The organism is Sphaerotilus montanus (assembly GCF_013410775.1).
GTDB classification, from domain to species: Bacteria; Pseudomonadota; Gammaproteobacteria; order Burkholderiales; family Burkholderiaceae_C; genus Sphaerotilus; species Sphaerotilus montanus.
Window position 1 is genome coordinate 1,609,733 of sequence record NZ_JACCFH010000001.1, and the last position, 23,862, is coordinate 1,633,594.

Consider the following 23,862-nt stretch of genomic DNA (forward strand, 5'->3'; position numbering starts at 1 on the left):
AAACTCAACCACCAAGCCAATGGCTCGCTGCGCGAGCCTGCGCTCTACCTCCCCGCCCTGAAGGACGGGGCTTCTCGCGCCTTCTGGTGACCTGAACGCCCGGGACGCCCGCCCCGGGCGTCCCACCACGGATCTGGCGTCCAATGGCGCCATGGAACATCCGCAGCCCCCCCCGCACCAGCACGACGCCCTCGACCAGCGCCTGACCGATCTCGAGATCAAGGCCAGCTTCACCGAGGACCTGGTCGACCACCTGAACCAGATCATCATCCGCCAGCAGCAGCAGATCGACGCGCTCGCCCGCGAGGTCAGCCAGTTGCGCCAGCAGAGCGGCGCCGACAGCGGTGTGCCCGCTTTTCGCAGCCTGCGCGACGAATTGCCCCCGCACTACTGAACCGCACATGGCGCCGGCAGCAGCGTTTGCGTTTGCGCTTGTAGCCGAATAGCCCTCTTCACAAGGGGTATTTTTACCCATCGGAACCCGAGGCCAGCCCCTACGCTGGCGTCCAAACGACGGGTCCGAAAATGAACAAAAATCAAGCCACTCAAGGAATGTTCGGTGACTTCTTCCGCTACCACGGGTGGATGTCCCCCGGGGTACGCTGGTTTCGACGGTCCAGTTTCAAGGCCAAGGCGGCCGTGATCGCGCTGGTCTTCCTGGTTCCGCTGACCTTCTGCCTCGCGCTGCTCTGGAAGGGCAGTGGCCAGGCCATCGCGGTCGCGCAATCCGAACGCCAGGGACTGGCGGTGCTCCGACCCCTCTTCGCCTTCATCCAGGACGCGCAGCTCCGGCGCCATGCCGCCATCCTGCATCCGGCCGACCTGCCCGCGCTGCAGCAGCGCCTGGGTGCCGCAGCCGAACAGATCGAGCGCCAGCGCCGCGAATCCGGTACCGGCTTCAACGACAAGGAAGCCCACGAGGCGTTCCGGACACTGCAGCAGACCGTGCACCAGACCCCGGTGGCCGCGTCGCAGGATGACACGTTCCAGACCCACAGCGACCTGATCCAGGCCGCACTGAAGCTGGCCGCGGTCATCACCGACGGCTCGCAGCTCAGCCTCGATCCGGACCTGGACACCTTCCACATGATGAATGTCGCGGTGCTGCGCGGCCCGCGGCAGACGGAAAACACCGCCAGGATCAACGCGATGGGGCAGATGATGCTGACCAGCGCCGATGCCCGCGCGGCCCGGCATGAGCAGATCGCGCAGTGGACCGCCGTGCAGCGTTTCCTGGATGACGATGTCGAAGCGTCCTACCAGGCCGGCATCAGCATCGACCCGCAGACCGCCCGCCTGTTCGACATGCAGGGCACGGACGACGCCTTCGACGCCTTTCTGGCAGCCGTCGGCCAGCAGATCATGGCAGGAGAGCCCAAGGGGGATGTCTCGGCCTACGCCCGGCTGGGTGATGCGATCGCGGCCAAGCAGAACACGCTGAACGGGCAGATCCTGGAGGAACTCGACCGCCGCCTCCAGGCACGCATCGACCGGCTGGTGCGCGGACGGGCACTGGAGCTGGGCATCAGCATCCTGTTCGTGGCGATCGCGCTGTACCTGATGCTGGCGTTCTACCGGGTGATGACGGGTGGTCTCAACGAGGTGGCCGGCCATCTGAAGGAAATCAGCCTGGGCAACCTGACCACCGCACCGCAGCCCTGGGGCAACGACGAAGCCGCGCAGCTGATGATGAACCTGCGCGCGATGCAGGCCAGCCTGCGGCGGACCGTCGGTGTCGTGATCGACAGCGCCACGCAGGTTCAGGCGTCCAGCGACAACATTGCCTCGGCCGCCGCCGACCTGTCGGTCCGCACCGAGCAGTCTGCCGTCAGCCTGCAGCAGACGGCAACCACGATGGGCCACATTGCCAGCACGGCCGACCAGGCCGCCAGAACCGTGGAGGCCGCCACCGCCAGCGTGCAGGAAAACGCCCGGGTGGCCGAGCGCGGCGGGCAGGTGATTGCCGAAGTGATCCGGAACATGGAAGACATCCACGCCGCATCGACGCGGATCAGCGAGATCATCGGCACCATCGACGGCATCGCCTTCCAGACCAACATCCTGGCGCTCAATGCAGCGGTCGAGGCCTCGCGGGCGGGTGAGCATGGCCGCGGCTTCGCGGTCGTGGCCGCCGAGGTGCGGGCACTGTCGGGACGCTCGGCCTCAGCGGCCAAGGAGATCAAGTCGCTGGTTCACTCCAGCCTCGCGCAGGTCCGCAGCGGCACAGCCGTCGTGACCGACGCAGGCCAGATCATGAAGAACATCGTCGGCAATGCCGACAAGGTGTCCCGCCTGATCAGCGACATTGCCGAAACCGCACGCCACCAGCGCCACAGCCTGCAGCAGATCAGCACCGCCGTGAGCGAACTCGACCAGGCCACCCAGCAGAACGCGACGCTGGTGGAGCAGAGCAGCAATGCCTCCGGCACGCTGGCGGACCAGGCCCGGCAGCTCAGCAGCGAAGTGAGCCAGTTCCGGCTGGCGGCCCACTGATCCGACCGCACGCCAGCGCATGGCGTGCCGCCGGCGTGTGGATCCGATGCACGCGACTCAGACCCGCTCGACGATGAGCGCGATCCCCTGCCCCACCCCGATGCACATCGTGCACAGCGCATAGCGCCCCTGGATGCGGTGCAGCTGGTTCACCGCCGTCGTCACCAGCCGCGCCCCGCTCGCCCCCAGTGGATGACCCAGCGCGATCGCGCCGCCGTTCGGATTCACCCGTGCGTCGTCGTCCGCCAGCCCCAGGTCGCGCAGCACCGCCAGCCCCTGCGCCGCGAAGGCCTCGTTCAGCTCGATCACGTCCATCTGGTCGAGCGTCAGGCCGGTCAGGGCCAGCACCTTGCGCGTGGCCGGTGCCGGGCCGAAGCCCATGATGCGCGGCGCGAGTCCGGCCGTCGCCATCCCGACCACACGGGCGCGCGGCGTCAGGCCGTAGCGGGCGGCGCTGCCTTCGTTGGCCAGCAGCAGCGCGCACGATCCGTCGTTCACGCCCGATGCATTGCCCGCCGTCACCGTGCCGTCCGGCCGCACCACGCCCTTGAGCCTGGCCAGCGATTCGAGGCTGGTCTCGCGCGGGTGTTCGTCCTTGGTCACGAGGACCGGATCGCCCTTCTTCTGCGCGATGCTCACCGGCGTGATCTCGCTGTCGAAGACCCCCGCCTGCTGTGCCTTCACCGCGTTCTGCTGCGAGCGCAGCGCCATGCGGTCCTGCGCCTCGCGCTCGATCTTGAAGTCGGTGGCGACGTTCTCGGCCGTCTCCGGCATCGAGTCCACGCCGTACTGCGCCTTCATCAGCTTGTTGATGAAACGCCAACCAATCGTGGTGTCATAGACCGCATTGTTGCGGCTGAAGGCGGATTCGGCCTTGGGCATGACAAACGGGGCGCGGCTCATGCTCTCCACGCCGCCGGCGATCATCAGGCCCGCTTCACCCGCCCGGATCGCCCGCGCCGCCGAGCCGACCGCGTCCATGCCCGAGCCGCACAGCCGGTTGATCGTCGCGCCGGGAACCTCCATCGGCAACCCGGCCAGCAGCGCCGACATGCGCGCCACGTTGCGGTTGTCCTCGCCGGCCTGGTTGGCGCAGCCGTAGAGCACGTCGGTCACCGCGGCCCAGTCGACGTTCGGGTTGCGCGCCATCAGCGCCCGGATCGGCACCGCGCCGAGGTCGTCGGCACGCACGCTCGACAAGGCACCGCCGTAGCGGCCGAAGGGGGTGCGGATGGCGTCGCAGATGTAAGCGTGGGTCATGGCGGGGTCCGGATCAGATAGGAGTGGGTCAGGTGCGGTTGAGGTCGAACAGGCTGGTCGCTTCGAGGTCGAGCACCTCGGTGTCCGTCTGCTTGAAGAGCTGCCAGCGCCAGCGCAGGATGCCCAGGTGCAGCTGGCTCGCCGAGCGGCGCGTCTCCAGCACCGTGGCGCGCACGCGTAGCGCGTCACCCGGCCGCACCGGATGTTTCCACTTCAGGTAGGCCAGCCCCGGCGAGGCAAACGACTCCGAGCCGGCCAGCGCCGCGTCCGCCACCAGCCGCATCGCGATGCCACAGGTGTGCCAGCCGCTGGCGATCAGGCCGCCGAACGGGCCCTGCGCGGCGGCGTCCGGATCGGTGTGGAACCACTGCGGGTCGTAGGCACCGGCGAACTGCAGCACCTCGGCCTCGGTGACGTGGTACGGGCCGGCCTCGATGACCTGGCCTGGGAAGAATTCGGCGAATTTCATGGCGTCCTGTCCTCAGATGGCGCAGCGCAGCCAGGGGCTGACGCGGTAGCGTTCACCGCGGTAGTGCGCGTCCAGCGCATCCAGCAGCGCGATCACCTCGGCCGCGCTCCAGCGCGAGAGCCACTCGAACGGCCCCGCCGGGTAGTTGACGCCCAGCTTCATCGCCGCATCCGCGCCGACGGTCGAGCACACGCCCTGCAGCACCGCGTCCGCCGCCTCATTGATGAGCATCGCCACCGTGCGCGCGACGACCAGCCCCGGCGCATCCGCCAGCGGCAGCGGCGCGAAGCCGAGCGCCGCCAGCCACGCCGCGGCCTGCCCGCGCCACGCCGCCGACGCCCCACCAGCCACCGCATACGCCAGCGCCGTGCCCGCCGCCACCGGCAGCACCACCGGCCGGTCGAACACCGCCACGTCGCGGCAGCCGGTGTCGGCCGCGACCTGCGCGGCGCAGCGGCCGTCGGTCAGCATCAGGCGGGCGCCGTCGATCTCCAGGCCGGTCCAGCCGCTGTCGGTCACCCGCGCCGGTCCCCAGCCTTGCGCCGAGAGCGCCGCGGTGGCCGCCTGCTCCAGCGCGTCGGCGATCGGGCCGGTGCCGTGGACCGTGACCTCGCCTGCGGTGTTCGGTGCCTCGTGCACGGCCACCGGCAGCGCGGCGCCGTCGTTCGGGTAGGCGTAGAAGCCGCGCCCGGTCTTGCGACCGAACAGCCCGCCATCGACCATCTCGCGCTGCACCAGCGAGGGCACGAAGCGCTTGTCGTAGAAGTTCGCCTCGTAGACCGACTGCGTCACCGAGAAGTTGGTGTCGTGGCCGATCAGGTCCATCAGCTCGCACGGGCCCATGCGGAACCCCGCAGCGCGCAGGCAGGCGTCCAGCACCGCCGGCGTGGCGGCCTGTTCGAGCAGCAGCGCCAGCGTCTCGGCGTAATACGGCCGCGCGATGCGGTTGACGATGAAACCGGGCGTGGACTTGGCGTGGACCGGCGTCTTGCCCCAGACCTTCGACAGCTCGAAGATCGCTTCAGCCACGGCCGGCGCGGTCTGCAGACCGCTGACGACCTCGACCAGTTTCATCAGCGGCACCGGGTTGAAGAAGTGCATGCCGACCAGCCGCTCCGGGTGCGCCAAGCCGTTGGCGATGGCGGTGACCGAGATCGACGAGGTGTTGGTCGCCAGCACGCAGTCGGTGGCGACGATGCCTTCCAGTTGCTTGAACAGCGCGCGCTTCACATCGAGCTTCTCGACGATCGCCTCGACCACCAGCCGCACCGGCGCCGCTTCCTCGATCGCGCTGACCGGGGTGATGCGCGCCAGCGTCTGCGCGACCGCCTCGGCCGTCAGCTTGCCCTTGGCGACGAGTGTGTCGAGGCTCTTGGCGAGCTTGGCCTTGGCTTCGATGGCGGCGCCTTCGCGGGCGTCGTGCAGCAGCACCGGATGGCCGGCCTGCGCCGCCACCTGGGCGATGCCGGCGCCCATGATGCCGGCGCCGATGACCAGCATCGGCGCGAGGTTCAAAGGAGGAATCGAGGTCATCGTCGTGGTCGTCATTGGGGAATCCAGTTGGCGGGCCGCTTGCCCAGGAATGCCGCAAACCCTTCGCGGGCCTCGTCGGTGCCGCGCACACGGGCGATGGTCTGCGCGGTGAGTTCGCGCACCTCGGGCGTGATCGGGCCGACCTCCAATTGGCCGAACAGCGTCTTGATCTCGCGCTGCGCGTCCGGGCCGCCAGCGAGCAGCTCCTTCACGGTGGCGTTCACCATGGCGTCGAGCGCGTCGAGCGTCGTCACCTGCTGCACCAGCCCGATGGCGAGCGCCTCCGGGGCAGCGATGCGCGTGGTCGTCAGCGCCAGCCGTTTCGCCTGGCGCTTGCCGACCGCGTTGGTCACGTACGGGCCGATGACCGAGGGCAGGATGCCGAACTTGGCCTCGCTGACCGAGAAGCTGGCGTTGTCGGCCGCGATGGCGATGTCGCACGCACACGCGAGCCCCACACCGCCGCCGAGTGCCGCGCCCTGCACCCGCGCCACCGTCGGCTTCGGGCAGGCCTCGATGCGCGCCAGCATCCCGGCGAACTTGCGGGCGTCGGCGACATTCCATTCGACCGAGGCGGTGCTGGCGCGCTGCATCCACTGCAGGTCGGCGCCGGCGCTGAAGTGCTTGCCCTCGCCGGCCAGCACGATCACGCGCACGCTGTCATCGGCGGCGAGCTGGGTGAAGGCAGCGTCCAGCTCGGCGATCATCTGCTCGTCGAAGGCGTTGAACACGGCCGGGCGGGCCATCGTGACCTGGGCGACGCCGGGGCGGGGCCGGCTCAGCACGAGGGTCGAGGGCGGGTTCAGGTTGGGGTCGGACATGGACAGAGGTCTTTCGTGGTGCCCCGCATTGTCGACCGACCGGTCGGATAATCAATGCGGGATTTGCCGCATCGCCAGCAGATCGATGGACTGGCGGCTCAGTAGGTTTCCAGGTGCAAGCGCCCCTGCGCCTTGAGCGCCGCGCCGACCGTGTCCCAGTGCATCCCCGCCTGTGTCGCCAGATCGCGCAGCGCCAGCACGACGCCCTCCTCCATCGCCTTCAGCCCGCACACATAGAAGTACGCATTCGGATCGGCCAGCAGCGGCGCCAGGTCGGCGGCGCGCTCGCGCATCGCGTCCTGCACGTAGCGCTTGGGCTTGCCGGCTTCGCGCGAGAAGGTGAAGTTGATGTCGATGAAGTCCTTGGGCAGGGTCTGCAGCGGGCCGAAGTACGGCAGCTCGGCCTGGGTGCGGGCGCCGAAGAACAGCATCAGCTTGCCGCCCTCGAACTTGCCCGAGCTGCGCAGCCGGCGGCGCCATTCGGTCATCGCGCGCATCGGGGCGGAGCCGGTGCCGGTGCAGATCATGACGATGTGCGACTTCGGGTGGTTCGGCATCAGGAAGCTGGTGCCGAAGGGGCCGATCACCTGCACCTTGTCGCCGACCTGCAGGTCGCACATGTAGTTCGAGCCCACACCGCGCACCGGACGGCCCTGGTGGTCCTCCAGCACGCGCTTGATGGTCAGCGAGACGTTGTTGTAGCCGGGGCGCTCGCCGTTGCGCGGGCTGGCGATCGAGTACTGGCGGGCGTGGTGCGGCTTGCCGTTGGTGTCCACGCCGGGCGGGACGATGCCGATCGACTGGCCTTCCAGCACCGGGAAGGGCATCGCGCCGAAGTCGAGCACGACGTGGTGCGTGTCGTAGTCGCTGCCGGCGTGCTGGCCGACCTCGGTGACGCGCACATTGCCGACCACCGTGGCGGTGACCGTCTTCTCGGCGGCTTTCGGGCCGTAGAGGTTGGTGTACGGGTGCGCGGCGGACCAGGGCGGCAGCGTGGCGCCGTATTGCGCGCTGTGGAACGCCGTTTCGCCGTCGGCCGCGGCGGGCAGCGACACCGGCGCGGGTTCGATGTCGGGCGCGGCGCCGTCGGCCACCCCCGCCTCGGCCAGTTGCTCGGGCGTCAGCTCGGCGGGCAACTCGTCCCACTCCAGCTGCACCTCGGGCGTGTAGGCCAGCACGCGCGGCATCATGCGCCAGTTGTCGATCGAGCCGGTCGGGCATGGCGAGATGCAGTCCATGCACAGGTTGCACTTGCCGGCATCGACCACGTAATTGCGGTCATCGTGCGTGATCGCACCCACCGGGCAGATCGCCTCGCAGGTGTTGCAGCGGATGCAGATCTCCGGGTCGATGAGGTGCTGGCGGATGACTGCCGTGTCGGCCATGTCCATGGGGGGTCTCCAGATCGTGAAGAAGGGCCCCGCGGGGCCCTGTCAGCATGTGCGATGCCTTGTGCGCAGCCAGTATCGCCGGCCGCGTCGGGCGTGTGGATCAGTTGAAACGCACGTATTCGAAGTCCACCGGCTGGCGGTTGATGCCCATGACCGGCGGCGCGATCCAGTTGGCGAACTTGCCCGGCTCGACGACGCGGCCCATCAGGCTGCGGACGAAGGCGCGGTCGCCGCCCGAGGGCAGCCACTGGTCCACGTTCGCCTTCCACTCGGCCTCGCTCACCACGCGGCCGTCCGGCGAGACCTTCACGCCCGACAGCGCGCCGATGTTGCGGTGGAAGGCCTTGTGCGGCGTCTTCAGCTTGAAGGGGATGCCGGCCTTCTCGATCACCTTGTTCCAGCGCTCGACGCCACCGATCGAGTCCTTGATGTAGTCGTCGCGCAGCACTTCGTTGAGCGCGTTGAGCATCGGAACTTCCTTCTCGACGAGCTGGCCGCCCTGCACGTTCAGCACGCGGTAGGTCTGGCCGCGCAGCTGGTGGTCGTCCATGCGCTTGCCTTCCTCGTAGCGGCCCTTCAGGCCGGTCGAGTAGAAGGTCGCGGCGTTGCTCGACTCGTCGGCACCGAACAGGTCGATCGTCACCGAGAAGTGGAAGTTCAGGTAACGCTGCAGCGTCGGCAGATCGATCACGCCGGCCGCGCGCAGCTGCGCCGGGTCGTCGGTCTTGAGCTGGTTCATCATCTGGCAGGTGCGGTTGATGACCCGGCTGATGCCCGACTCGCCCACGAACATGTGGTGCGCTTCTTCGGTCAGCATGAACTTGGTCGTGCGGGCCAGCGGGTCGAAGCTCGACTCGGCCAGCGCGCAGAGCTGGAACTTGCCGTCGCGGTCGGTGAAGTAGGTGAACATGAAGAACGACAGCCAGTCCGGCGTCTCTTCATTGAAGGCCTGCAGGATGCGCGGGTTGTCTTCCTGACCCGAGCGGCGTGCCAGCAGCGCTTCGCCTTCTTCGCGGCCGTCGCGGCCGAAGTACTTGTGCAGCAGGTAGACCATGGCCCACAGGTGGCGGCCTTCCTCGACGTTCACCTGGAACAGGTTGCGCAGGTCGTACTGGCTCGGGCAGGTCAGGCCCAGGTGGCGCTGCTGCTCGACCGACGCGGGCTCGGTGTCGCCCTGCGTGACGATGATGCGGCGCAGGTTGGCGCGGTATTCGCCAGGCACGTCCTGCCACGCCGCTTCGCCCTTGTGGTCACCGAAGTGGATCTTGCGGTCGGCTTCGGCCGGGTTCAGGAAGATGCCCCAGCGGTAGTCGGGCATCTTGACGTGGCCGAACTGCGCCCAGCCCTGCGGATCGACGCTGACGGCGGTGCGCAGGTAGACGTCGAAATTCTGCGAGCCGTCCGGGCCCATGTCGTCCCACCAGCTCAGGAAGTTGGGCTGCCACTGCTCCAGCGCGCGCTTGAGCGTGCGGTCCTCGGCGAGGTTGACGTTGTTGGGGATCTTTTCGCTGTAGTCGATGCTGCTCATGTCGGTTCCTTGAAGTCGTGCCGTGGTGGGTGCCGATTCAGACGCGGTTCCAGTCGAAGGCGGCCTTGTCGCCCTTGCCGTAGACCTTCAGCGCGCCCTTTTCGCCGACGGCGTTGGGACGCTGGAAGATCCAGTTCTGCCACGCGGTCAGGCGGCCGAAGACGCGCGTGAACATGTTCTCTGGGCCGTTGAAGCGCAGGTTGGCTTCCAGGCCGGTGAGCGCGTCCGGGGACATCGACACGCGCTCCTCGATGGCGATGCGGACCTCGTCGGCCCAGTCGATGTCGTCCGGGTTCGACGTGACCAGGCCGAGCGCGAAGGCGGCGTCCGCGTCCAGCGGCTGACCGATCGCGGCGCGCACGGCGTCCATCGCGGGCTGCTCGTCGTAGAAGCGGCGGCCCAGGCGGCTCTGGCCGGTCGCCATCGGGTAGCGGCCGAAGTTGGCTTCACCGACGGTGAGCTTCGGCGCGGCGGCCTCGTCGTCCGGCAGCGCCAGGTGGTAGCTGCGGTCGCAGGCCAGCGCCAGTTCGAGGAAGGTGCCCGCGAAGCACGAACCCGGCTCGATCAGCGCGAACAGGCTGCGCGACGAGACATCGAGGCGGCTGAACGTGCGGCGCAGCAGGCCGGTGGTTTCGCGCACCAGCCAGTGGTTCTGGTGGGCGGCCAGCGTGGCGTCCATCGCCAGCACGGCGGCGGCATCGCCCGAGGTCTTGATCAGCCAGGTGCCGATGTCCAGCTCGTTGGTGCGCATCGACAGGATCGCATCTTCCAGCTCGCGGGCCATCGCCAGCGGGTACCAGGCGGCGCCAGCGGCTTCGATGCCGGCGATGTCGGTCGGCTGCGCGCCGGTCGGGGCCTTGACGGTCCAGGTCGCCGTGCGCTTGGCGCGGTCGATCTCGACGGTGACGTTGGCGTAGCGCAGCGCGTCGGCTTCGACCGTGCGCTCCACCTGCACCAGCTCGACGCCCTTGCCGTCCGCCGGGCGGTCGCTCTGCGCGGCGAGCTGCAGCGCGCGTTCCTGCACCTTGGCAGCGAACTGGGCCGGCTTGACGATGTCGTCCACGAGGCGCCAGTCCTTGGCCTTCTTGCCACGCACACCTTCGACGCTGGTGCAGAACAGGTCGGCGAGGTCGTGGCGCACCTTGCGCTTGTCGGTCACGCGGGTCAGGCCGCCCGTGCCCGGCAGCACGCCCAGCAGCGGCACTTCCGGCAGCGACACGGCGGACGAGCGGTCATCGACCAGGATGATCTCGTCACAGGCCAGCGCCAGCTCGTAGCCACCGCCCGCGCAGGCGCCGTTCACCGCCGCCAGGAACTTCAGGCCCGAATTCGCCGAGGAATCCTCCAGCCCGTTGCGCGTCTCGTTGGTGAACTTGCAGAAGTTGACCTTCCACGCATGGCTCGACACGCCCAGCATGAAGATGTTGGCGCCCGAGCAGAACACCTTCTCCTTGGCGCTGGTCACGACGACCGTGCGCACTTCGGGGTGTTCGAAGCGGACGCGGTTGATGGCGTCGTTCAGCTCGATGTCCACGCCCAGGTCGTAGCTGTTGAGCTTGAGCTTGTAGCCGGGGCGCAGGCCGGCGTTTTCGTCGAAGTCGGCGGCCAGCGTGGCGACAGCACCTTCGAACGACAGCTTCCAGTGGCGGTAGCGCGTGGGGTGGGTGCGGTAGTCGACGGCGGCAACAGCGGTAGCGGCATCACTCATGAGACGGGCTCCTGGGGCGAGACGCACGACGGTGCATCTGGGGGTGTTCGGGTGGGATCCGGGGAGGTCTGGTGGATCAGTGAATGCATGATATTGCACGTCATGACGCGAGACAATGCATTCCAATGCGTGTTGCGAGGAATGCCCGGCAAATTCGGGTAAACACGGAGGGTTGCCACCGGCGATTGCTTGATTTATAGTTGATCACTCAAACATAAAGAAAGCAAATCCATGTCCGATGCCACGCTCCCCAGCACCTCGCTGGAACTCTGCCTGCGCCTGACCCGCGCCTACGCCGTGCTGACCCGCCGGCTCGACAACAAGCTCTCCAGCGTCCACGGCCTGAGCTTCAGCGACTTCATGGTGCTGCACAGCCTGTCGCGGGCGGAAGGTGCGCGCCTGCGCCGCATCGACCTGGCCGAGCGCATGGGGCTGACCGCCTCGGGCGTGACGCGCACGCTGTTGCCGCTGGAGAAGATCGGGCTGGTCGGGCGGGAGTCAGATCCGCGGGACGCCCGGGTCGGCTACGCGACGCTGACGCCCGCGGGGCAGGAACTGCACGGCTACGCGCTGACCTCCGCCGAGGCGATCTGCCAGGAGGCGACGCAGGCGGTATCGGACGAGCAACTGGCGAGCGTGCTGGAACTGCTGGGGCAACTGGCGGGGATCAACCTGTCGAATGCCTGAGGCGCGATCAGAGGGACAATCGCCCCCGCCATCCCACTCGAACACCAGCCCGCCCATGAGCAAGATCACGCAACTGAAGCTGGAGAACTTCACGGCGTTCCACTCGATCGACGTGCGGTTTTCTCCCGGGGTGAACGTGCTCATCGGCGCGAACGGCACAGGCAAGACGCACCTGCTGAAGGTGCTGTATGCCGCCTGCGCCATCACGGTCGGAGAAGACCGGGAGCGCGGGTTCGAACGCAAACTGGCGGGGGTCTTTCACCCATTCCAGTCCGACATCAGCCGTCTGATCCGTCGCCGGCCGGGGCGATCGGGCGGTGCAGCCCTGGCGGTCTGGCGCGACGACGGCACCAGGCTGCTCGGAAGCATCGCACCGCGAGTGGTCGATTCACGCCATGACTCGACGCCCCAGGTATCCCCTTGGGCCGAGACCCCTCTGGAGTCCGCCTATATCCCCGTCAAGGAGATGCTGGCGCACGCACCCGGTTTTCTCTCCACTGCGGCGCGGCGCGAAATCGCGTTCGAGGAGGTGTACGTGGACATCCTCCGGCAAGCCTTCCTGCCCAAGCTCAAGGGCGATCTCGACCCCGACCGGCAACGCCTGCTGGACCTGCTGCAGCAAGCCATCGGCGGCAAGGTCGTCAGCAAGGGCGAGCACTTCTTCCTCAAGAACCGCCGCGGTGAACTGGAGTTCACGCTGCTGGCCGAGGGCATGCGCAAGCTGGCCTTGCTGTGGCTGCTCATCCAGAACGGCACCCTGCGACCGGGCTCGGTGCTCTTCTGGGACGAACCCGAGGCCAACCTGAACCCTGCGCTGATGGGGGACGTGATCGAAGTGGTTCTCGCATTGCAGCGCCTGGGGGTGCAGGTGTTCATGAGCACCCACAACTACGTGATGCTGAAGGAACTCGACCTGCGCACCCAGTCGCACGACCAGGTTCGCTACCTGTCGCTGTTCCTCGGCGTGGACGACAGCGTCACCTGTCAAAGCAGCGAGCACTACGCCAGCATCGATCCCAACGCCATGGCCGCCACCTTCGACAGCCTCTACGCCCGCGACATGGCCCGCGCCCTCCAGGGTGTCGCACGCGCATGACCACGCTGCAGGAAGGCGAACTGGCGTTCGATTTCTCCCGCGCCCAGCGGGCCATCCGTCTGGATGACCGCCAGAAACGCACACCCGAAGGCTTGAGTCTGGTCGACTTCGTCGTAGAAGAACCCCACCGGCTCCTGCTCATCGAGGTCAAGGATCCCTCCTGCGCACCCCGACGCGATGACGACGGCGCCCGCCATGCCATCGCCAAGGAGCGCGAACGGTTCCTGCAAAAGATCCGCAGCGACACGCTGATCTCGGACGAACTGACCCCCAAGGCCCGTGACAGCTACACCTGGCTGCACCTGATGCGGCAGGACACCAAACCCATCGTCTACGCCTTCTTCCTCGGCGCAGACCAGTTGCCGGTGGACAGCGGGTTGCTGATGCGGCTGCGGGAACGCCTGCAGGCCCGCATCGCCCACGAAGCCGACCAGCCTTGGGCACGCCCCTACGTGTCCGCCTGTGTGGTGCTCACCGAAAAGACCTGGCCACAAGCCTTCCCCGACTACCCGGTCAGACGGCTGCGCTGACCGGTCGCGTCCCCGTTCACCGCCGCTCGATCACCTGCAAGTCCTTCGCATGGCTGATCAGATACTCGGCGCTGAACCGCGCCTTCTGCCCCGGCGCCAGCGTCTGCGTCCAGGCGACGACACCGGGCTGGTCCTGCCAGTCGCCGGGTTGCGGCGCGGGGGTGAACTGGCGGGTGACGGTGATCTTCTCGTCGGTGCTGACCGGCGTCGATTCGAGCACCTCCAGCGTCACCGGCGTGCGGCGGCGGTTCTCGACCTCAACGAGGCGGCCGACGCGGCGCTCGGTGCGGTTACCGATGAAGCCGGCGCTGGCGGTCTGCTGCGTCACGGGCAGGTTCTGCACGCGCACCTGCTCGTCGCGGCCGAAGGACAGCGCGATCTGCGCGCGCTCGCCGGTGCGCCAGACCGAGCGGCCGACGACCTGCGCCCCGCGCACCAGTTGCAGGCTGCCGTCGGGCCACACGCCGTCCGGCCGCGCCACCTCGGCGATGAGCCACGCGCTCGGGTCCGACTGCGGGACGGTCTGCACCTTGACACGCGCCGGCCAGCGCTGGCTGCCCAGCGCGAAGGCCACGCGCTGCCCGCCGCTGCGCACGTCAACCTTGCCCGGCACCTCGAACTCGGTGGCGAACTCGCCCTGGACCGCCTGCACGGCGAACTCCATCGACTCGGCCGAATCTGCTGACTCTGCCAGCACAGCCTTGCGCGCCCTCGATGCCAAAGCCGGCGCGGGAGCCGCCATCGCCATCGCAACGGGGGCCGCCGGCATCGGCGGACGCGGTGAAATCTCCCAGCGCCGCGGCAGCGGCCCGCTCGTGGCCGACTGCGGCGAGCCGGTGGACAGCCGCAGCGCCACGCCGGACCAGTCCTCGCCGGTGTTCTGGCTGACCTGCGCCTGGCGCTCCATCTCGACCACGGCGGCGGTCGCCTCCAGCGTGGCGCGGTAGGCCGGCGCCCAGGTCGGGCCGGACGTCTGGTACTGCAAACGCAACTCGCCCTCGGCCGTCGCCTGCAGCTGGATGCGCAATTGGCGGACTTCGCCGTCACCGGGCTGCTGACGCTCGCGCTCGGCTTTCAGCGGCGCGAGTTCCTGCTCCAGCTTCTCGCGTTCGCGCTGCAGGCGGCGCTGCTGCTGATAAGCGTCCAGCCCGGTGCGCTGCACCAGCGACAACGTCGCTGCCAGTGCAGCATTCGGCGGCGCGGGGGTCCGCCCGCCCTCAGCTGGCGCCCCCATCCCCTTGAGCAAGCCGAGCACCAGTTCCTGCGAAGCGTGTTCGGCGGTCAAGGCGGCGATGCGGTCCTCCAGCGCCGTGATGCGCCCGTCCAGCGGGCTGGCGGTGCAAGCGGATTCCTCGGCACGCGGGCGGTTGGTCGCGGTGACCGGGCCGACGCGGATCGACGCATCCCCCTCGACGCGCAGCGAGGCCATGTCGAACTGCGGGCTCAGGCAGTTCAGCACCAGTTCGCGGGCGCCAGCGGGCACGCGGGCGGTGCGATCGACCACGGCGGTGCCGGGGTAGACGGTGACGCGGGTGATGCGTGATGACGCTTCGGCGGCATTGCCGGCCAGCGGCAGATTCGACAGGACTGCACCCGCAAGCAGCAACGGCAGGGTTTTCATGGGCAACCTTCGTGGACAGGGACATGGTGACAACGTCGCACGCTACCGATCCGCGGACCTTGCTTCAACGCACGGCGGACACCAGGAACCGACGACACCCCCTCACACCGGCAGGCCCAGCGTCTGCCGCAGCCGCTGCCGCAGCGCCGCAAAACTCGCCGCCAGATCCTGCGCGCTGGTGTCGAACACCAGATCCGCCTTCTCGTAGAACGACGACCGCCCCGCCAGGATGCGCCGCAGGTCGTCCATTGCCTCCTGGCTGCCCGCCATCGGGCGCAGGTCACCTTGTTCGGCGACACGGCGCATGTGGTCTTCGGGCGTCGCCTGCAGCCAGACCGTGGTGCAGTGGCCGAGCAGCAGGTTGAAGTTCGCCGCGTCCGACACCAGCCCGCCCGGCGTGGCGATCACGACTTCGGGGTAGATCTGGATCGCCTCTTCCAGCGCGCGGCGCTCGTAGCGGCGGTAGGCGTTGGTGCCGTAGAGGTTGTGGATCTCGCTGATGCTGCAGCCGGCGAACTGCTCGATCTGCCGGCTCAGCTCGATGAACGGGTAGCCCAGGTCATCGGCCAGCATCTGCCCGAGCGTGGACTTGCCCGCCCCGCGCAGGCCGATCAGCGCGATGCAGTGGCCGCGCTCGGCCTGCGCGGCGGTGCCGGCGGCGAACAGCGTGGCGAGCGCTTCGCGGGCGCGGCGCAGTTCGGCGTCGCTGCGGCCCTCCAGCAGCTCGCGGATCATCAGCCACTCCGGCGACGAGGTCGTCACGTCACCGATCAGCTCGGCCAGCGAGCACTGCAGCGCGCCCGCCACCTGCTGCAGCACGAGGATCGACGCATTGCCGGTGCCGTACTCCAGGTTCGCGAGGTGCCGCTCCGACACCTCGGACGCCTGCGCCACGGCCTTGCGTGTCAGCCCGCGCCGCGCGCGCAGGTCGCGCACGCGCTCGCCCAGCGTGACCAGCAGCGGATTCTTGGCCTCGTCGGCCGAGGGAGGGACAGCGGCCAGCGCCGACGCTTCAATGGAGTTGACCTGCATGGGGTGTCGGGGGTCTAAGGGGAAACACTATGTATGCACTATATTGCTTGACACTGGCGGAGGCGAGAACTATCGTCCAGCGAAAGCACAATAGTGCATGTTCATGCAGGCCGCAAGCCCTCCCAGATCAAACCCGGATCAAACCCCCATGTCGCAAGCCACTTTCCGTGCCGCGCTGGCCGAACTCGGCGCCCAGATCGCCGGCCGTGCCTTCGATGCCGACCTCGACGCCTGGCTGAACCTGCACCATGGTGCAGGCAGCGTGACCTACCAGCAGCTGGCCGACGAGATCCGCACCGGCGTCGCCGAAGGCTGGCTGTGCAACCGCGAAGGCGGCGGCATCCGCTACGGGCGCATCTTCAAGGCGGCCGACGACCTGGCCGGCTGCTCGGTGGACGTGGTGGACATGCACGACCTCGTCGGCCCGCACCACCGCCACCCGAACGGCGAGATCGACCTGATCATCCCGGTCGACGACGGCGCCACCTTCGACGGCCGCGGCGCTGGCTGGCTCGTCTACGGCCCGGACACCGCGCACCGGCCCACCGTGGCACAGGGGCGCGCCTTCGTGCTCTACCTGCTGCCGCAGGGCGCCATCGAATTCACCGGCCAATGACCAGCCCGCAGGCCAGTAGACAGGACACCCCCATGAACGCCCCGACCGCCGGACAGCCCTTCAACTTCGCGCAGCACCTGCTGTCGCTGAACACCGCCCGCGCCGACAAGGCCGCCTTCGTCGATGACCTCGGCACGCTCACCTACGGCCAACTCGACGAGCGCGTGCGCCGGCTGGCCGCCGCGCTGCGGGCGATGGGCCTGAAGCGCGAGGAGCGGGTGCTGCTGCTGATGCAGGACGGCTGCGACTGGCCGGTGAGCTTCCTCGGCGCGATGTACGCCGGGCTGGTGCCGGTGGCGGTCAACACGCTGCTGACGGCCGACGACTACGCCTACATGCTGGAGCACGCGCGGGCGCAGGCCGTGCTGGTCTCCGGCGCGCTGCTGCCGACGCTGACCGCGGCGATGGTCAAGTCGGACCACGAGGTGCAGAAGGTCATCGTCTCGCGCCCGGCCGCGCCGCTGCACCCGGCCGAGGTCGAGTTCGAAGCCTTCCTCGCCGCGCACGCCCCGGCCCAGAAAGCGGCGGCCACCAGCGGCGACGACCCCGGTTTCTGGCTCTACTCGTCCGGCTCCACGGGGCGTCCCAAGGGCACGGTGCATTCCCACGCCAACCCGTACTGGACCGCCGAGCTGTATGGCAAGGGCGTCCTCGGCCTGACCGAGCAGGACGTGTGCTTCTCGGCCGCCAAGCTGTTCTTCGCCTACGGGCTGGGCAACGGGCTGAGCTTCCCGCTGACAGTCGGCGCCACCACGGTGCTGATGGCCGAACGCCCGACGCCGGACGCCACGTTCAAGCGCTGGCTCGGCGCGACCGAGGCGCAGGCGGGCGTGAAGCCGACCGTGTTCTTCGGCGCCCCGACCGGCTTCGCGGGCATGCTGGCGCACCCGAACCTGCCGGCGCGCGAAGCGGTGGCGCTGCGCATGGCGTCCTCGGCGGGCGAAGCGCTGCCGGCCGACATCGGCGAGCGTTTCCAGCGCCACTTCGGCGTGGACATCGTGGACGGCATCGGCTCGACCGAGATGCTGCACATCTTCCTGTCGAACCGCCCGGACGCGGTGCGCTACGGCACGACCGGCTGGCCGGTGCCGGGCTACGAGGTCGAGCTGCGCGGCGACGACGGCCGCCCCGTGCCGGATGGCGAGCCGGGGGATCTCTACATCCATGGTCCGTCGGCGGCGATGATGTACTGGGGCAACCGCGAGAAGACCCGCGACACCTTCCAGGGCGGCTGGACCAAGAGCGGCGACAAGTACATCCGCAACGCCGACGGCACCTACACCTACGGCGGTCGCTCCGACGACATGCTCAAGGTCAGCGGCATCTACGTCTCGCCCTTCGAGGTCGAGGCGACGCTGGTGCAGCACGCGGCGGTGCTCGAAGCCGCGGTGATCGGCGTGAACGACGCGGACGGCCTGACCAAGACCAAGGCGTTTGTCGTGCTCAAGTCGGGCTGCGAGGTCAGCGACGCCGAGCTGAAGGCGTTCGTGAAGGACAAGCTCGCGCCGTACAAGTACCCGCGCCAGATCGAGTTCGTCACCGACCTGCCCAAGACGGCCACCGGCAAGATCCAGCGCTTCAAGCTGCGCGACCAGGAAAAGACGCGGGGCTGAACGGATGAGCACCTCGGGCACCCGCTTCACCGAGATCGACTGGGCCGGCCGCCCGGTGCGCATCGAATACCGCCGCATCGACGCCCCGGAGGGCGCCGCGCCGCAGCCGACGCTGGTCTTCCTGCACGAGGGCCTCGGCTCGGTGTCGATGTGGCGCGATTTTCCGGACCGGCTGTGCGCGGCGCTGGGCTGCGCGGGGCTGGTGTACTCGCGCCCTGGCTACGGGCAGTCCACGCCAAAACCCGCCGGCGAACGCTGGCAGCCGGACTTCATGCACCGGCAGGCGCGCGAGGTGCTGCCCGCCGTGCTCGACGCGGTCGGTGTGCAGGCGCCGTACACGCTGTTCGGCCACAGCGACGGCGGCTCGATCGCGCTGCTGCACGCGGCGATGTTCCCGGAGCGTGTCACGGCCCTCGTCGTCGCCGCGCCGCACCTGTTCGTCGAAGACCTGTCCATCGCCAGCATCACCGACGCGCGCACCGCCTACGCCACCACCGACCTGCGCGACAGGCTCGGCAAACACCACGCCGACCCCGACTCCGCCTTCCGCGGCTGGAACGACATCTGGCTCGACCCGGCCTTCCGCGACTGGACCATCGAGGCCGAGGTCGCCACGGTCCGCGGCCCGGTCCTGGCGGTGCAGGGTGTGGATGACCAGTACGGCACGATGGCCCAGATCGACCGCATCGCCGCACTGCGTCCGCCCGGCAGCACCACGCTGCTCAAGCTGCCCGACTGCGGCCACAGCCCGCACCGGGATCAGCGGGAAACCCTCATTGGCAGGGTGGGCGACTTCATGCATCGTGCCTTGTCGCCAATTACTTGACACCTAAACTTTCTGGAGACCCGCCATGACTGCACTTCGCCTCCGTTCTCCCCTGTCGAGCACCCTGCTCGCCACCGCGCTGCTCTCGCTCGCGGGCGGCGCCTGTGCCCAGGACAAGCTCAAGGTCGGCTTCATGCTGCCCTACACGGGCACGTACGCCGCGCTCGGCGTGGCGATCGAGAACGGCTTCCGGCAGTACGTCGATGAACAAGGCGGCAAGCTCGGCGGCCGCGCGGTCGAGTACGTCAAGGTCGACGACGAGTCGGATCCGTCCAAGGCGGCCGACAACGCCAACAAGCTGGTCAAGCGCGACAACGTCGACGTGATGGTCGGCACCGTCCACTCGGGTGTGGCGATGGCCATGGCCAAGGTAGCCAAGGACAACAACACGCTGCTGATCGTGCCGAACGCCGGCGCGGACGCCATCACCGGCCCGCTGTGTGCGCCGAACATCTTCCGCTCGTCGTTCTCGAACTGGCAGACCGGTTTTGCCATGGGCAAGGTCGCCGCCGAGCGCAAGATCAAGACGGCCGCCACCATCACCTGGAAGTACGCGGCCGGGGATGAATCGGTGCGCGGCTTCAAGGAAGGCTTCGAGGCCGGCGGCGGCAAGGTGGTCAAGGAGATGAACCTGCCGTTCCCGAACGTCGAGTTCCAGGCACTGCTGACGGAGGTCTCCTCGATCAAGCCGGACGCGGTCTACACCTTCTTCGCCGGTGGCGGCGCGGTGAAGTTCGTCAAGGACTGGTCGGCGGCGGGCCTGGGCAACAGCGTCAAGCTGATCGGCTCGGGCTTCCTGACCGACGGCACGCTCGAAGCACAGGGTGACGCCGCCAAGGGCCTGCTGACCACGCTGCACTACGCCGACGACCTGACCAACCCGAAGGACAAGGCGTTCCGGCTCCAGTACGCCAAGACCTACAAGCTGCAGCCCGACGTGTACGCCGTTCAAGGCTACGACGCGGCGCAGCTGCTGGGCGCCGGCATGGTCGCGGTCAAGGGCGACGTGAAGAACCGCGACGGTCTGGTCAAGGCGATGGAGTCCGCCAAGATCGACAGCCCGCGCGGCCCGTTCACGCTGAGCAAGGCGCACAACCCGGTGCAGGACTTCTACCTGCGCGAAGTCACCGGCAAGGTGAACAAGAACGTCGGCATCGCCGTCAAGGGCCTGGCCGACCCGGCGCGCGGCTGCAAGGCCTGATCGCCCTCCCCCGGTCGTCATCCCCGCGCAAGCGGGGACCCACGCACCGCCCCCACACGACGGCACCACACGGCCCCCATGGACCTCACCACCTTCCTCATCCAGTGCCTGAACAGCGTGCAGTACGGCCTGCTGCTGTTCCTGGTGGCCTCGGGGCTGACGCTGATCTTCGGGATCATGGGCGTGATCAACCTCGCCCACGGCAGCTTCTACATGATCGGCGCCTACCTGGCGTTCAGCTTGAGTTCGCTGCTGGGCAGCCTGCCGCTGGCCTTGCTGGTCGGCATCGTGCTGGCAGTGGCCTTCGGCTACGTGCTGGAGTGGGTGTTCTTCAGCTACCTCTATGACCGGGAGCACCTGCAGCAGGTGCTGATGACCTACGGGCTGATCCTGGTGTTCGAGGAGCTGCGCAGCATCCTGGTCGGCGACGACGTGCATGGCGTGGCGATCCCGGAGCTGCTGGCGGGCTCGATCGCCATCGGCAACGGCATGACCTACCCGGTCTACCGGCTGTTCGTCTCGGGCGTGTGCCTGGCGCTCGCGCTCGGGATGTACCTGCTCATCAGCAAGACCCGGCTGGGCATGATGGTCCGCGCCGGGGCGACCAACCGCGAGATGGTGCAGTCGCTGGGCATCAACATCACGCTGCTGTACCGGGTGGTGTTCGCGGTCGGGGTGGCGCTGGCCGTGTTCGCCGGGATGATCGCGGCCCCCGTGTCATCGGTCTACCCGGGCATGGGCGGGCAGGTGCTGATCATCTGCTTCGTGGTGGTCGTGATCGGCGGCATCGGCTCGATCAAGGGCGCGCTCATCGCCGCGCTGCTGATCGGCTTCGTGGACACCTTCGGCAAGGTGCTCTGGCAGGAGGGGGCCGGGGCGCTGGTCTATGTGCTGATGGCGGCCATCCTGCTGTGGCGCCCGGCCGGTCTGTTCAAGGCAGGGTGACAAGGCGATGACTTCAAGCAAACCTCTTTCGTCGCTGTCCGTGGTCGCCTGGGTGATCGCCTTCGCGCTGCTGGCGGTGTTCCCGCTGCTGCCCGAGCCGATCGGCGGCAAGTTCCACACCGAGCTGCTCGCCAAGGTGATGATCATGTCGATCTTCGCGGCCAGCCTGCAACTGCTGGTCGGCTACACCGGGCTGGTGAGCCTCGGGCACGCGGCGTTCTTCGGCTTCGGCGCCTACGCGGTGGCGATGCTGGCGCCGATGGGCGAGGCGGGCAACGGCTGGCTGATGCTGCTGGCGGCGGTCGGCGGCGCGGGGCTGCTCGCGCTCGTCATCGGCGCGCTGGTGATGCGCACGCAGGGCATCTACTTCATCATGGTGACGCTGGCCTTCGGGCAGCTCGTCTACTTCGTCTTCCACGACACGTCGATCGCCGGGGGCAGTGACGGCGCCTATGTCTACTTCAAGCCGGCGCTGGCGATCGCGGGCTGGCAGTGGATCGATCTGGAGCAGGCCAACAGCTTCTACTGGTTCGTGCTGGGCGCGCTCGGGCTGACGCTGGGGGTGCTGACGCTGGTGCTGCGCTCGCGCTTCGGGCATGCGCTGATCGGCATCAAGCACAACGAGCAGCGCATGCGGGCAGCCGGCTACTCGACGCTGCTCTACAAGCTGGCGAGCTTCGTCGTCGCCGGGATGCTGGCCGGGCTGGGCGGCTTCCTCTATGCGGCGCAGTACGGCTTCGTGACACCCGAGATCCTGTCGTGGCACTACAGCGGCAACGCGCTGGTGATGATCATCCTCGGCGGGCTGGGCAGCCTGGGCGGGGCGGTGGTGGGGGCGTTTGCGTTCGTGCTGCTGTCGGAGTGGTTCTCGGCGCTGACCAAGCACTGGCAGTTGCTGTTCGGCGGGTTCATCATCGTCGCGGTGGCGCTGCTGCCGCAGGGGCTGGCGGGCGTGTGGTCGCGGCTGCAGCAACGCAAGGAGGCGGCATGAGCACGGCCAAGACATCCGCTTCCGGTGCAGCGCTGTTCGAAGCGCGCGCCCTCACCCGCCGCTTCGGCGCGCTGGTCGCGGTGGACAAGGTGTCGGTGGCGCTGTTTGAAGGCGAGATCCACGCTGTCATCGGCACCAACGGCGCGGGCAAGTCGACGCTGATCAACCTGCTCTCGGGCGAGCTGCCGCCCAGCAGCGGCGAGGTGCTGCTCGACGGCCAGGACGTAACCCGCTGGCCGCAACCGAAGCTAGCGCACGCCGGCATCGGCCGCAGCTACCAGCGCAACAACATCTTCCTGCCGCTGACGGTGGCGGAAAACTGCCGGCTCGCCGCACAGGCGCGGGTGCAGCGGCCGTTTGCGTGGTGGGAGTCGGCGCAGGCGTGCCGCACCAGCACCGGGCGGGCCAAGGCGGCGATCGAGCGCGCAGGACTCACTGCATTCGCGCAGCGCACGGCGGCCAGCCTGTCGCACGGCCAGAAGCGCCAGTTGGAGATCGCGATGTGCCTGGCGACCGAGCCGCGGGTGCTGCTGCTGGACGAGCCGCTGGCGGGCATGGGGCCGGAGGAGTCGCACCGGATGCTCGACCTGCTGCGCGAGCTGAAGACGGGGCACGCGATCCTGCTGGTCGAGCACGACATGGACGCGGTGTTCGCGGTGGCCGACCGGATCACCGTGATGGTCAACGGCGCGGTGATCGCCACCGGCACGCCCGACGAGGTGCGCAACAACCGCGACGTGCAGGCCGCTTACCTGGGAGGCCATTGAATGTCGGCACCACTGATCATCGACGCGCAGGGTGTGCAGGCCTGGTACGGCAGCAGCCACATCCTGCACGGCCTGGACTTCAAGCTCGCGAAGGGCGAGACGGTCGGCCTGCTCGGGCGCAACGGCATGGGCAAGTCCACGCTGATCCGCACGCTGCTCGGCCATGTGCGCCAGCGCGAGGGGCGCATCCAGGTGGCGGGCAAGGACTTGTCCAAGGGCATGCCGCACCAGGTGGCACAGCTGGGCGTGGCCTATGTGCCCGAGGGCCGCGGCATCTTCCCGACGCTGAGCGTGCGCGAGAACCTCGTGATGGCAGCCCGCGCCGGCACCCGGGGTCAGAAGGACTGGACCTACGAGCGCGTGATGGAGACCTTCCCACGCCTGTCCGAGCGGCTGACGAACCTCGGCAGCCAGCTCTCCGGCGGCGAGCAGCAGATGCTCTCGATCGGCCGCGCGCTGATGACCAACCCCGACGCGGTCATCCTCGACGAGGCCACCGAGGGTCTCGCGCCGCTGATCGTCGCCGAGATCTGGCGCGTCATCGCCAGCATCCGCCGCACCGGCATCGCCACGCTGATCGTCGACCGCGACTACCGCAAGGTCTGCAACGAGTCGGATCGGCTGGTGGTGATGCAGAAGGGGCGCATCGTGCTGGAGGGACCGTCCGAGGCGCTGCGCGGCAGTTCAGAGCTGGCGGGCTTCCTCGGCGTCTGAGGTCTGCCCCGACAAGAACC

The 23,862-nt window shown here is 68.5% G+C and carries 22 protein-coding genes; 13 read left to right on the forward strand and 9 right to left on the reverse strand.

The features are described 5' to 3' along the window. Positions 1-151: 151 nt before the first annotated feature. Positions 152-394: a SlyX family protein gene (locus BDD16_RS07205; protein ID WP_179633318.1), complete on the forward strand. Its 243-nt coding sequence runs from the start codon at positions 152-154 to the stop codon at positions 392-394. 191 nt (positions 395-585) lie between these two features. Then, positions 586-2,493 carry a methyl-accepting chemotaxis protein gene (locus tag BDD16_RS07210; RefSeq protein ID WP_179633319.1) on the forward strand — a complete coding sequence of 636 codons (1,908 nt, stop codon included), beginning with the start codon at positions 586-588 and terminating at the stop codon, positions 2,491-2,493. A 57-nt stretch (positions 2,494-2,550) separates the two neighbouring features. Here the strand turns inward: BDD16_RS07210 and pcaF are convergent, their stop codons facing one another. The 7 genes from pcaF to boxC form a co-directional block, all read right to left on the reverse strand. Then, a complete protein-coding gene (gene pcaF, locus BDD16_RS07215) occupies positions 2,551-3,753 on the reverse strand; it encodes a 3-oxoadipyl-CoA thiolase (RefSeq protein ID WP_179633320.1) in 1,203 nt (400 codons plus the stop codon). A gap of 28 nt (positions 3,754-3,781) precedes the next feature. Then, positions 3,782-4,222 (reverse strand): MaoC family dehydratase, encoded by a 441-nt coding sequence (locus tag BDD16_RS07220; RefSeq protein ID WP_179633321.1) that lies wholly within the window; start codon positions 4,220-4,222, stop codon positions 3,782-3,784. Positions 4,223-4,234: 12 nt separating this feature from the next. Continuing rightward, the gene (locus tag BDD16_RS07225) at positions 4,235-5,770 is read right to left on the reverse strand and encodes a 3-hydroxyacyl-CoA dehydrogenase (RefSeq protein WP_179633322.1); all 1,536 of its coding nucleotides are present in this window, start codon (positions 5,768-5,770) and stop codon (positions 4,235-4,237) included. Continuing rightward, on the reverse strand, positions 5,767-6,576 hold the full coding sequence (locus tag BDD16_RS07230; protein WP_179633323.1) for an enoyl-CoA hydratase-related protein: 810 nt from the start codon (positions 6,574-6,576) through the stop codon (positions 5,767-5,769). Before BDD16_RS07230 ends, BDD16_RS07225 begins: the two co-directional genes overlap by 4 nt. A gap of 98 nt (positions 6,577-6,674) precedes the next feature. Continuing rightward, complete coding sequence (gene boxA / locus BDD16_RS07235; protein WP_179633324.1) at positions 6,675-7,967, reverse strand: benzoyl-CoA 2,3-epoxidase subunit BoxA; 1,293 nt, start codon at positions 7,965-7,967, stop codon at positions 6,675-6,677. Between the two features lie 100 nt (positions 7,968-8,067). Next, positions 8,068-9,495: a benzoyl-CoA 2,3-epoxidase subunit BoxB gene (gene boxB, locus BDD16_RS07240; RefSeq protein WP_179633325.1), complete on the reverse strand. Its 1,428-nt coding sequence runs from the start codon at positions 9,493-9,495 to the stop codon at positions 8,068-8,070. A gap of 37 nt (positions 9,496-9,532) precedes the next feature. Next, complete coding sequence (boxC, locus tag BDD16_RS07245; protein WP_179633326.1) at positions 9,533-11,203, reverse strand: 2,3-epoxybenzoyl-CoA dihydrolase; 1,671 nt, start codon at positions 11,201-11,203, stop codon at positions 9,533-9,535. A gap of 231 nt (positions 11,204-11,434) precedes the next feature. Here boxC and BDD16_RS07250 point away from each other — a divergent pair, with 231 nt between their 5' ends. From BDD16_RS07250 to BDD16_RS07260, 3 genes are read left to right on the forward strand one after another with little or no spacing between them, the layout of a single operon-like run. After that, positions 11,435-11,890: a MarR family winged helix-turn-helix transcriptional regulator gene (locus tag BDD16_RS07250; protein WP_179633327.1), complete on the forward strand. Its 456-nt coding sequence runs from the start codon at positions 11,435-11,437 to the stop codon at positions 11,888-11,890. 55 nt (positions 11,891-11,945) lie between these two features. After that, positions 11,946-12,986 carry an AAA family ATPase gene (locus BDD16_RS07255; RefSeq protein WP_179633328.1) on the forward strand — a complete coding sequence of 347 codons (1,041 nt, stop codon included), beginning with the start codon at positions 11,946-11,948 and terminating at the stop codon, positions 12,984-12,986. Next, complete coding sequence (locus BDD16_RS07260; protein ID WP_179633329.1) at positions 12,983-13,516, forward strand: hypothetical protein; 534 nt, start codon at positions 12,983-12,985, stop codon at positions 13,514-13,516. The genes BDD16_RS07255 and BDD16_RS07260 overlap by 4 nt, the downstream gene beginning before the upstream one ends. 16 nt (positions 13,517-13,532) lie before the next feature. Here BDD16_RS07260 and BDD16_RS07265 read toward each other — a convergent pair whose 3' ends face one another. Further along, entirely contained in the window at positions 13,533-15,137 is a 1,605-nt protein-coding gene (locus BDD16_RS07265) for a DUF4139 domain-containing protein (RefSeq protein ID WP_179633330.1), read from the reverse strand. A gap of 102 nt (positions 15,138-15,239) precedes the next feature. Then, positions 15,240-16,169, reverse strand: coding sequence for a helix-turn-helix transcriptional regulator (locus BDD16_RS07270; protein ID WP_179633331.1), 930 nt, complete (start codon positions 16,167-16,169; stop codon positions 15,240-15,242). Positions 16,170-16,317: 148 nt separating this feature from the next. Between BDD16_RS07270 and BDD16_RS07275 the strand changes: the two genes are divergently transcribed. From BDD16_RS07275 to BDD16_RS07310, 8 genes are all read left to right on the forward strand, one after another. After that, positions 16,318-16,785, forward strand: coding sequence for a 4-hydroxylaminobenzoate lyase (locus tag BDD16_RS07275; RefSeq protein ID WP_179633332.1), 468 nt, complete (start codon positions 16,318-16,320; stop codon positions 16,783-16,785). Positions 16,786-16,817: 32 nt separating this feature from the next. Continuing rightward, on the forward strand, positions 16,818-18,398 hold the full coding sequence (locus BDD16_RS07280; protein ID WP_179633333.1) for a benzoate-CoA ligase family protein: 1,581 nt from the start codon (positions 16,818-16,820) through the stop codon (positions 18,396-18,398). Positions 18,399-18,402: 4 nt separating this feature from the next. Beyond that, complete coding sequence (locus BDD16_RS07285; protein WP_179633334.1) at positions 18,403-19,224, forward strand: alpha/beta fold hydrolase; 822 nt, start codon at positions 18,403-18,405, stop codon at positions 19,222-19,224. A 25-nt stretch (positions 19,225-19,249) separates the two neighbouring features. Continuing rightward, positions 19,250-20,425, forward strand: a complete 1,176-nt coding sequence (locus BDD16_RS07290; protein ID WP_179633335.1) for an ABC transporter substrate-binding protein — start codon at positions 19,250-19,252, stop codon at positions 20,423-20,425. Between the two features lie 78 nt (positions 20,426-20,503). Continuing rightward, on the forward strand, positions 20,504-21,370 hold the full coding sequence (locus BDD16_RS07295) for a branched-chain amino acid ABC transporter permease (protein WP_179633336.1): 867 nt from the start codon (positions 20,504-20,506) through the stop codon (positions 21,368-21,370). Positions 21,371-21,377: 7 nt separating this feature from the next. Continuing rightward, positions 21,378-22,361 (forward strand): branched-chain amino acid ABC transporter permease, encoded by a 984-nt coding sequence (locus tag BDD16_RS07300; protein ID WP_179633337.1) that lies wholly within the window; start codon positions 21,378-21,380, stop codon positions 22,359-22,361. Further along, complete coding sequence (locus BDD16_RS07305; protein WP_179633338.1) at positions 22,358-23,128, forward strand: ABC transporter ATP-binding protein; 771 nt, start codon at positions 22,358-22,360, stop codon at positions 23,126-23,128. The genes BDD16_RS07300 and BDD16_RS07305 overlap by 4 nt, the downstream gene beginning before the upstream one ends. Next, entirely contained in the window at positions 23,129-23,842 is a 714-nt protein-coding gene (locus tag BDD16_RS07310) for an ABC transporter ATP-binding protein (RefSeq protein WP_179633339.1), read from the forward strand. Positions 23,843-23,862: the final 20 nt, after the last annotated feature.